The following is a 3,826-nucleotide window of genomic DNA, read 5'->3' as shown; positions in this document are numbered from 1 at the left end:
TCCGCTCATGAGACAATAACCCTGATAAATGCTTCAATAATATTGAAAAAGGAAGAGTATGAGTATTCAACATTTCCGTGTCGCCCTTATTCCCTTTTTTGCGGCATTTTGCCTTCCTGTTTTTGCTCACCCAGAAACGCTGGTGAAAGTAAAAGATGCTGAAGATCAGTTGGGTGCACGAGTGGGTTACATCGAACTGGATCTCAACAGCGGTAAGATCCTTGAGAGTTTTCGCCCCGAAGAACGTTTTCCAATGATGAGCACTTTTAAAGTTCTGCTATGTGGCGCGGTATTATCCCGTGTTGACGCCGGGCAAGAGCAACTCGGTCGCCGCATACACTATTCTCAGAATGACTTGGTTGAGTACTCACCAGTCACAGAAAAGCATCTTACGGATGGCATGACAGTAAGAGAATTATGCAGTGCTGCCATAACCATGAGTGATAACACTGCGGCCAACTTACTTCTGACAACGATCGGAGGACCGAAGGAGCTAACCGCTTTTTTGCACAACATGGGGGATCATGTAACTCGCCTTGATCGTTGGGAACCGGAGCTGAATGAAGCCATACCAAACGACGAGCGTGACACCACGATGCCTGCAGCAATGGCAACAACGTTGCGCAAACTATTAACTGGCGAACTACTTACTCTAGCTTCCCGGCAACAATTAATAGACTGGATGGAGGCGGATAAAGTTGCAGGACCACTTCTGCGCTCGGCCCTTCCGGCTGGCTGGTTTATTGCTGATAAATCTGGAGCCGGTGAGCGTGGGTCTCGCGGTATCATTGCAGCACTGGGGCCAGATGGTAAGCCCTCCCGTATCGTAGTTATCTACACGACGGGGAGTCAGGCAACTATGGATGAACGAAATAGACAGATCGCTGAGATAGGTGCCTCACTGATTAAGCATTGGTAACTGTCAGACCAAGTTTACTCATATATACTTTAGATTGATTTAAAACTTCATTTTTAATTTAAAAGGATCTAGGTGAAGATCCTTTTTGATAATCTCATGACCAAAATCCCTTAACGTGAGTTTTCGTTCCACTGAGCGTCAGACCCCGATCATGGCTCAGGTGTCACAGAACGTCTATGACACTGCAACCGGTAAATGGCTGTTGGTTCCCCAGGGGAGTCGCCTTGTCGGAACTTATTCCAGTGATGTGGCATACGGTCAAGAACGTGTGTTGGTGGCATGGCAGCGGATCGTGTTTCCGGACGGCAAGGCAATGGATATTGGAGCTATGCCTGGTGCGGATGGTGCAGGCTATGCCGGCTTTAAGGATCGAGTGAACAACCATTATTGGCGTTTGTTTAGCTCTGCTGTCCTGATGTCAGCTGTTACGGCGGGTGTCACTCTTAGTCAAGATCAGGGACAAGACGATGGGGATGGTGTCAGCGCAAGCCAAGCTATGAGCCAAGCCTTGGGTCAGCAGCTAGGCCAAGTTACCGCCCAGTTGATCGCACGAAACATGAATATTGCACCAACTATCGAGATCCGGCCTGGCTACCGGTTCAATGTCATCGTGACCAAGGATATGACGTTTTCAAAGCCCTATGAGGCCTTTGATTACTAACGCCAAGGAGAAAAATCATGAACAAGAATTTAGCAGCTAAAACTGTATTGGTGCTGGCCATGATGGCCGGCATCGGCCAGGTCAATGCAGGTATCCCAGTTATTGACGCCGCAGGACTGGTACAAAACACCATGACGGCGATGGAAGCCGTGCGTCAAACAACCCAGCAAATTCAGTCTTATCAAATGCAATTGCAGCAGTATGAAAATCAGCTGCAGAACACGATGGCCCCCACCGCTTACATATGGGATCAAGCCCAAAGCACAATGAACAATCTACGGGCCTCTATTGATACGCTGAACTACTACAAGAACCAGTTGGGCAGCACACAAGCGTATCTGGATAAGTACCAGGACGTTGCTTTCTATCGGTCATCCCCTTGTTTCAGTTCAACCGGATGCACAGAGCAGGAATGGGAGGCAATGAAAGAAAATCAACGTTTGGCGTCAGAAGCACAAAAGAAAGCCAATGATGCAGTTTTCAAAAGTTTATCAATTCAGCAGGACTCCCTTGCTTCAGATGCTCAAAAACTGGTTCAAATCCAAGCATCAGCCCAAAATGCCGATGGCCAGTTAGCGGCTATTGGTTATGCCAATCAGTTGGCAAGCGCACAAACAAATCAGCTAATGCAAATTCGCGCCCTCCTTATATCACAGCAAAATATGATTGCGACCCAATCAGCCACTCAAGCTGACAAAGACGCAAGAAATCAGGCCAGCGAAGAAAAGTTCATAAGCGGAACATATAAGGCGACCAACGACGCAGGCTGGTCTAGTAACGACTTGCTCGGGAGATAGGCGATGTTAAAAAACACTTTTATTATTTTTATTTGCATGATGGCCCTATCAGGTTGTTTTAGAAAAAACGTACCAGAGGCCACAGACGAAACATGCAATGAAAAGTACAGAGCAACCATTGAAGACAATGAAATAAAAGAAGCATTAGCAACAAAATGTTTCTCTCGCGGCTCATACAAAATGAGTAATGACCCTGACGTATCAGTTACAGACATGCTCAACGACAAAAGAGGATGATATGAGAAAGACTATCTTTTTATTTCTAATTCTTTTGTCAGAGTTTGCTCATGCTGAAGTGACAAACGAAGGATTGATGAAATCATTCCTTGAAAAATTCAAGGCAAACGCGGCTGGCTGGGGCGACACAATTACAAGTCATGCCACATTTTTGTTTTGGGCCCTAGCTACTATCAGCATGGTTTGGACATTTGGCATGATGGCGCTACGTCGTGCTGACATAGGTGAATTCTTTGCTGAGTTCATCAAATTTATAATGTTCACTGGTTTTTTTTGGTGGCTATTAGAAAAAGCGCCTGTTTTAGTTGCATCTATTTTTGACGGATTAGAACAACTGGCGGGGCAAGCATCAGGACTACCAAAACTTAACCCTAGCGGCATAATAGATATGGGGTTTATTTTATTTGGAAAGATAATAGACAACACTCCATTATGGCCGACAAATGCAATTGCTTACCTGCTAATTGGGGGCATTCTTGGAATCGCCATATTGGTAATCCTATCCTTAATTGCAATAAACATGCTCATGCTTCTAATATCCGCATGGATTCTAGCTTATGGTGGAATTCTGTTTCTTGGTTTCGGTGGGAGTCGTTGGACTTCCGACATGGCCATTAATTATTACAAGACAGTTTTGAGCATAGGCATTCAACTATTTAGCATGATAATCCTGGTTGGGATTGGACAGAATATAATCTTGTCCTACTCGAATGCCATGAGTGCAGGTGAAGTTAAAGAAATAGCCGTTGTCGCTGTCTGCACCCTTATTTTGTATGTTTTAACAAACAAAATCCCACCCCTTTTAGGGGGGCTTGTCAATGGTTCAAGTATTGGCGCATCACAAGGATTATCCACGGCTGGGGCTGGGGCACTATTTACTGCAGCAGGTGCAGCAGCTGCTGTAGCAAGCATGGCAGCGTCGGCAGCCGTAGCCGGTGCAAGCAATGTTGCAGGCGGAATGCAGGCCATTATGAATGCAGTGTCTAAAGCGGGAAGTAATGTCGAGGCTGGTTCTGATCTCATAAGCAAAGCAACTAACGCTGTTGCCAGTGCTGGATCTTTCGCTGATGCCGCAGGCTTTGGCTCAAGCTCCACTGCGAGCTCGTCAGGCTCCAGCTCCGACACCACGAGCTCATCAGGCTCCAGCTCCGACACCACGAGCTCATCAGGCTCCAGCTCCGACACCACGAGCTCATCAGGCTCCAGCTCCGA

The 3,826-nt window shown here is 46.6% G+C and carries 4 protein-coding genes and 1 pseudogene; all 5 read left to right on the top strand.

Going from position 1 to position 3,826, the window contains the following annotated elements; translation table 11 throughout:
• Positions 1–58: 58 nt before the first annotated feature.
• A complete protein-coding gene (locus SJ312_RS22715; protein WP_000027057.1) occupies positions 59–919 on the top strand; it encodes a broad-spectrum class A beta-lactamase TEM-1 in 861 nt (286 codons plus the stop codon).
• Positions 920–1,067: 148 nt separating this feature from the next.
• Positions 1,068–1,580, top strand: a pseudogene (locus SJ312_RS22710) (TrbI/VirB10 family protein); the annotation flags it as partial.
• A 14-nt stretch (positions 1,581–1,594) separates the two neighbouring features.
• A complete protein-coding gene (gene trbJ, locus SJ312_RS22705; RefSeq protein WP_129075360.1) occupies positions 1,595–2,377 on the top strand; it encodes a P-type conjugative transfer protein TrbJ in 783 nt (260 codons plus the stop codon).
• Positions 2,378–2,380: 3 nt separating this feature from the next.
• The gene (trbK, locus tag SJ312_RS22700; protein ID WP_057048365.1) at positions 2,381–2,614 is read left to right on the top strand and encodes an entry exclusion lipoprotein TrbK; all 234 of its coding nucleotides are present in this window, start codon (positions 2,381–2,383) and stop codon (positions 2,612–2,614) included.
• A 1-nt stretch (position 2,615) separates the two neighbouring features.
• Positions 2,616–3,826: P-type conjugative transfer protein TrbL (gene trbL, locus SJ312_RS22695; RefSeq protein ID WP_319868380.1), on the top strand; the 1,211-nt coding region annotated here is incomplete at its 3' end.

Origin of the sequence: Providencia sp. CIM-Carb-044, assembly GCF_033901115.1 — a bacterium.
GTDB classification, from domain to species: domain Bacteria; phylum Pseudomonadota; class Gammaproteobacteria; order Enterobacterales; family Enterobacteriaceae; genus Providencia; species Providencia hangzhouensis.
Note: the sequence above shows the minus strand (reverse complement) of the source record. Positions and strands in the feature narration are given on the sequence as shown.